General features: G+C 67.2%; 6 protein-coding genes and 1 pseudogene. 4 read left to right on the top strand and 3 right to left on the bottom strand.

Annotated elements, in window-relative coordinates:
- Together ACLN58_RS16855 and ACLN58_RS16850 are read right to left on the bottom strand one after the other, a co-directional pair.
- A pseudogene (locus ACLN58_RS16855) lies at positions 1–696 on the bottom strand (SAM-dependent methyltransferase); the annotation flags it as partial.
- 77 nt (positions 697–773) lie between these two features.
- Complete coding sequence (locus ACLN58_RS16850) at positions 774–1,799, bottom strand: aldo/keto reductase (protein ID WP_415856408.1); 1,026 nt, start codon at positions 1,797–1,799, stop codon at positions 774–776.
- Between the two features lie 189 nt (positions 1,800–1,988).
- On the opposite strand from ACLN58_RS16850, the gene ACLN58_RS16845 reads away from it, so the two are divergent.
- The 4 genes from ACLN58_RS16845 to ACLN58_RS16830 all read left to right on the top strand — a co-directional run bounded on the left by ACLN58_RS16845 (position 1,989) and on the right by ACLN58_RS16830 (position 4,892).
- Entirely contained in the window at positions 1,989–2,549 is a 561-nt protein-coding gene (locus ACLN58_RS16845) for a TetR/AcrR family transcriptional regulator (RefSeq protein ID WP_415856407.1), read from the top strand.
- 27 nt (positions 2,550–2,576) lie between these two features.
- Positions 2,577–3,131 (top strand): DUF1697 domain-containing protein, encoded by a 555-nt coding sequence (locus ACLN58_RS16840; RefSeq protein ID WP_415856406.1) that lies wholly within the window; start codon positions 2,577–2,579, stop codon positions 3,129–3,131.
- A 321-nt stretch (positions 3,132–3,452) separates the two neighbouring features.
- Positions 3,453–3,587 (top strand): hypothetical protein, encoded by a 135-nt coding sequence (locus ACLN58_RS16835; RefSeq protein WP_415856405.1) that lies wholly within the window; start codon positions 3,453–3,455, stop codon positions 3,585–3,587.
- Positions 3,588–4,493: 906 nt separating this feature from the next.
- Entirely contained in the window at positions 4,494–4,892 is a 399-nt protein-coding gene (locus ACLN58_RS16830; RefSeq protein ID WP_415856404.1) for a DUF5655 domain-containing protein, read from the top strand.
- Between the two features lie 3 nt (positions 4,893–4,895).
- On the opposite strand, the gene ACLN58_RS16825 is transcribed toward ACLN58_RS16830, so the two are convergent.
- On the bottom strand, positions 4,896–5,711 hold an 816-nt coding region (locus ACLN58_RS16825; protein WP_415856403.1), incomplete at its 5' end, for a phytoene desaturase family protein.

The following is a 5,711-nucleotide window of genomic DNA, read 5'->3' as shown; positions in this document are numbered from 1 at the left end:
CTCGACGAACCCGAGCAGGAAGCGCGTGCCGACGTCGAGCTTCTCGCCCGCGAACGCGGCCCCGTGCGCGCACAAGGTGAGGCCTACGTCGTCGTGCGTCGCACAGACCGGGAACGGCGAGCGCTCGGGAACCGGAAGCGGCCCCTCCGCGATGAGGAGGCGCGACTTCTGCACGGCCAGCTCGGCGCGGACGTCGCGGAAGCGGCCGCCGAGGACTCCATTCATCGCGAGCGTCATGTGTTTGACGCGGCCCCCGGCCACGAGCACCACGTCCGGCGCGGCCCACCGCGCCACGGCGTCCGCGATCTCCTCGAGCTCGGCCAGGCCCCGCGGGAGCTGGAGCAGAACGAGCCGCGCGCCGCGAAGCAGTTCGGCGTCGAGCTCGCTCTGGCGCTGCAGACCCACGAGCCCGAGCTCCTCGGCGTTGCGGGCGAAGGCCGCGCGTCCCGTCGCAAGGTCCTCGTGCACTCGGACCTCGGTCAGCCCGGCCGCCGCAAGCCGGAGCGCGATCGCGCCATAGGCGTCGCCGATCACTGCGATGTGGGCGCCGCTCAGGCCTCGCGCCGCGGCCTCCGCGATCCCGCGTTCGCCGAGCAGGCGGTCAGTCGCATCCCACGCGTAGAGGTTCGGTGCCTCGACGTCGGGAAAGCGCCGCAGGAGTTCGTACGGGAAGGGCCCATTGGGGTCGGCTTGCACCGGACCACTCTATTCGGGTGGGCTCGCTCGGGCGGACTCGCGCCGGCCTGCAGGCCCTCAGTCCAGCAGGGAAGCGCTCATGACACGGACCGCTCTGTTGCCGGGCGTCGACGTAGGGTTGGGTCGCCCACCTGTGGACCTCGGTAGACCATGTCCATCGCTCCGATGCTCTCGCCTGGAGGGACGATCTTGTCGATGCGGTCTAGCACGTCGTCCGAGAGCGCAACGCCGACCCCAGCAAGGGTGTCTTCGAGCTGGTCCATCGTCCGCGGTCCCGCAATCGCCGAGGTCACCCCAGGGTGCGAGACAACGAAGGCCATTGCCAGGTGGGTCAGCTTCACGCCGACCTCATCAGCGAGCGCTATGAGCTCCTCGACTGCAGCGAGTCGGCGCTCATCTCGGAAGTGCCGCATGCCCGTCTTCGTCGAACGGAAGTTGTCGTTCTCCTGCCCAGGCCTGTAGCGGCCCGTCAGCGTCCCGCCGGCGAGAGGGCTGTAGACCAGAGTGCCCATGCCATACCTTTCGGCGACGGGGAGGATCTCGCGCTCGATCTCGCCGTCGAGGATCGAGTAGTTCGGCTGCTCTGTGCGGAACCGCTCGTATCCGCGGCGCTCGGACATCCACTGCGCTTCGACGATCTCCGATCCCCGCATTGACGAGGTACCGATCGCTCGGACCTTCCCTTGGCGCACCAGATCTGTGAGTGCGGAGAGAGTCTCGTCGATGTCGGTGTCCGGGTCGGGCCGATGCAATTGGTAGAGGTCGATGTAGTCGGTCTGCAGACGGCGAAGCGAACGCTCGACCGCCTGCATGATCCAGCGGCGCGACGCGCCGCGGTGGTTCACATCGTCGTCGACAGGTCCCCAGAACTTTGTCGCCAGGACGACGTCGTCGCGGCGCCCCTTGAGCGCCTCGCCGACGACCTCCTCGGAGTCCCCGTAACGGTCGGCGGTGTCCACGAAATTGATGCCGGCGTCGAGCGCCCGATGAATGATTCGGATGCCCTCTTGCCGGTCAGGGTTGCCGAGCGATCCGAGCATCATCGCGCCGAGCGCGTAGGGGGTCACCTTGATGCCGGTGCGGCCGAGTGTCCGGTACTGCATGCTGTCCGCTCCTCTACGTCGTGACCGTGGCGCCGCTGGCGGCGGCGTCATATCATCTACTAATCGGAACAGTATTCCGATTACGCAACCACCCTACCGGAACGACGTTCCGTTTGCTAGAGGAAGTTTTTCACTATGACCTCCCCGAGGAGCACCGGTACCGGCCTGGCAAGCGCAGGCACCCGACGGATGCGCGCCGACGCGCGCCAGAACGTCGACGCGCTTCTGGAGGCCGCGAAGGCGGTATTCGCCGAGTCCGGCGTCGACGCGCCCGTGCGATCGATCGCCGAACGGGCCGGCGTCGGCGTCGGCACGCTGTACCGGCACTTTCCGCTCCGGTCCGACCTCATCTCCGCGGTGTTCCGAAACGAGATGGACGCCTGCGTCCAGGCTGCGGAAGCGATCGAGGCCGAATACCCTCCCGGCGAGGCGCTGGATCGATGGATCATGCGTTACACCCAGTTCGTCGCCACGAAGCGCGGTCTTGCCAGTGCGCTGCACTCGGGAGACCCCGCGTACGAGCCGCTCGCCGACTACTTTTCGACCCACCTCGCGCCGACTCTCGACAGGCTCCTCGCGGCGGCAACGCAATCGGGGGACATCGTCGTGGCGGTCGACGCATCGGACTTTCTGCGCGCGGTCGCCAACCTCTGCCACGCGGGCGGCCCGATCGGAGCGGAGGAATGGCGACGCGCGGAGCGCATCGTGATGCTGCTCCTGGCCGGTCTACGCGCCACCGGCATCGACTGACTCCGGCAGGGCGAGAAGAGGTCGCGCATGGCAGTTCTCTGTGCGGTGTTCTACCGGAACCTCAACCTTGGGCACCGCGGCTCGCCAACGCGCGCGGTCCTCGAGGCCGCACTGATGGACGCCGGAGCGGTCCGGGTCGCCTCGGTCCAGACGAACGGGACGGTCCTGCTCGAGACGCCCGACCCCAACCGTGTTGTCGCAAAGGCCGCAAGCACCCTCGAGCGGGAGTGCGGGTATCGCGACGCCGGCCTGATCAGGCCCTTCGAGGTCCTGGCCTCGATCATCGACCGAGACCCCTTTGAAGGGCGCGGTGACGAGCGAACCTACGGGGAGACGTTCACCTTCTTCGACGGCGGCGCGCCGCTGCAGCTCGATCTGCCGTGGACGAATGAGCGCGGCGATGTCGACATCTTCGAAGTCACCCACGGGATCGCCCTCAGCGTCATCCGCCGGCTTGCCTCGAGCCCCGGCAGCCCGAACGCCGAGATCAGTCGGCTCACGGACGGCGCCGTGACAACCACGCGGAACAAGCGGACTGTCGAGCGGCTCGTGGCACTCGGACGCGCGTGGCGGGCCTCGTGAAAGACTTCGGCCACGTCCGAGGGAATGGGGCGCGTGGACCGGATGACGCGCGCATTCTGGCGCATCACCGGTCGTCGGGTCGATGTGGCAGGGAAACAGGCATGGCTCGACGCGCCGATGCACCGCGAATCGGTTGTCGGAGATGCCGGTTCCATTCGGCCGTCGCTGTCCGTCTTCACTACAAGCTCGTACGCCAGGGCTAGGCCGCCCTGCCCTCAGCTGTAGCCCGATTGATGCGTCGTCTCGCCGTACCGGAGGCTCGAACCGGTGCGGTCCACCACACTCGGCGCTCAGAGTCAGAGCTGCGGCAGTATCTGTTGCTTGAACGAGCCGCTGATGGCCCCGTCGGGTGGCGAGTGGGGCTTCCGCGAATCGAACTGGGAGGATCTCGACCTTGTCCGCAACTGGAAGCAGTTCCTCGACAGCCCAGATCGCTACCTACGCCACCTCACCTGACGCAGGACCGATACGGATCCCTATGGCCACTTGCGTTATTTGATTTCAATCCAGCATCCCGCCGGGTTCCCGCAGTCCGTTGATACATATATCTTGACGTTTTGGATCGGGGCGTTCTGGGGCACCCATTGACCTTGCAATTCGCCGCCCTCCACAAGCAGGGTGACGGTGGCGCTCGATCCGGGAGCCAGCTCTGGGAACTGCCCGGTTCCGGTGGGCGCAGGGCTGTAGGCGCCTACCGACGCGTGTAGATCACAGTATCCGCTCGGCGCGATGCTGTTGGTGACGCAAACGCTGCTGGGATCGCCCTTGACTCCGAAAGCGGCGGCCTGCGCTTGGGGTACGGCCAACATGATGTCCTCAAGGCCAGCACCTGGCTGCAGCGGCAAAAGGCCAACGTCGCCTCCCACAAATGGCTCCAGTTTGAACGGTTCCGGACCCCCCGTGCTATTGGTGAACCTGAGGGTGGCAACAAGGATTTCCTTCCCCGGGGGAGCGTCCACCGCAGTGCCACCACCGCCAGATCCGTCATTCGTGGTGAAGGTTGTCTTCGTCGTAATTCCCGGTCGCTCCAGGGCAGCCTGGTACTTGTATCCCGCAGTGGTGATGCTCGCTGGTGTCCCCGAAGGTGTCGGGGCCGAGGTGGTTGAGGTCCCGCCGGCTGTCCCCGATGATGCCGCGCTGCTCGGCGATGCCGACGAGTGGTCCCCGTTGCAGCCCGCCAAAGCGAGACAGCAGATCGGAATGAGTACGCGGCTGAGGCCAAGGCCTTTGCCCACAAAGCGCCATATGGCCATGATCCAACCCCCTCGACCTATTTTCTCCGAATCGTACGTCCGGCCGAGGTCAGTGGATCAGGGGTTTTGTGCCCTAATGATCGGCTCCGTGTGGACTACCGTGAGATAGATGGACCAGACGGCGTGGACCGTGGACGACCACCTGCGAGGCTGCGATCAGGGAGTCGTTGAGCTTTACGAGCGCTTCGTTGAGCTGGTGACGGCGTGCGGTCCGTTTGAGCTGTCTGTTTCGAAGACGGCGATCAGTTTCAAGGGAGCACGTCGAGGCTTTGCCGGAGCGAAGCCAAAGATGCTGTGGCTCGACGGATATTTGGATCTGCAGCGGCAGGTGAACGATCCTCGCATTCGGAGAGCGTCGCCTTACACGAAGCGCCTGTTCGTCCACCAGTTCCGCGTATCCGCCCTCGATCAGCTCAACGGCGAATTCGCCGAATGGGTCCGAGAGGCCTACGAGGTCGGGCAGGGAGGTCATCTCGGCGCGACTCTGCGGCGCCGAACGGCTCCCTGAAGATCACCGCCGCAGGTGGGCGATCGCGTGTTCGGCGGCGTGGAAACCCGCCATCCCGTGCGTTCCCCCGCCCGGCGGCGTGGCCGCCGAGCACAGGTACACGCCGGGCACGCCGGTCGAGTACGGGTCGAGCGCGACGCGCGGGCGGAACACGAGCTGGGTCCCGAAGTTGGCGCCCGCGCTGATGTCGCCCCCAACGTAGTTGGCGTTGTGGGCCTCGGACGCGGCGACGCTCCGCGACGCGACGGCCCGGATCCGCCCCCGGAAGCCAGGCGCGAAGCGCTCGATCTGGGCAGTAATCGCCTCGGTCGCGTCGCCGGGGTAACCGTTTGGCACGTGCGCATACGCCCACAACGGGTTGAGCCCGTCCGCAGACCGCGTCGGATCCGCGACGTACTGCTGCCCCACGAGCACGAACGGCCGCGCGGGCATCCGGCCGCGGAGCGTCTGCTCCTCGGCCCTCGCGATCTCCTCGATCGTCCCGCCGAGGTGCACGGTCCCGGCCCGCGCAACATCCGGGGCGGCCCAGGGCACGTCGCCCTCGATTGCGTAGTCGACCTTGAACGCCGCCGGCCCGTGCCGGTACCGCCCGTAGGAACGGGCGACGGCGGCCGGGAGCCTCCCGGCGAGGATGCTCGCCGCCGCTCCGGGGGCCGTGCAGAGCAGCAGGACGTCGCACCGCCCCGCATCGTCGAGGCTGCGGACGCGCACCCCGGTCTCGATCACGCCGCCGAGCTCACGCAGCCTCGCGGCGAGGGCGTCGGCGACCGCCTGGCTTCCCCCCTCCGCAACGGGCCAGCCGACGGCGTGGGCCGCAGC

Source organism: Sinomonas sp. G460-2, from assembly GCF_047759905.1.
Taxonomy (GTDB): Bacteria; Actinomycetota; Actinomycetes; order Actinomycetales; family Micrococcaceae; genus Sinomonas.
The sequence above is the reverse complement of the archived record's forward strand: the minus strand, read 5'-3'. Positions and strand labels throughout refer to the sequence as shown.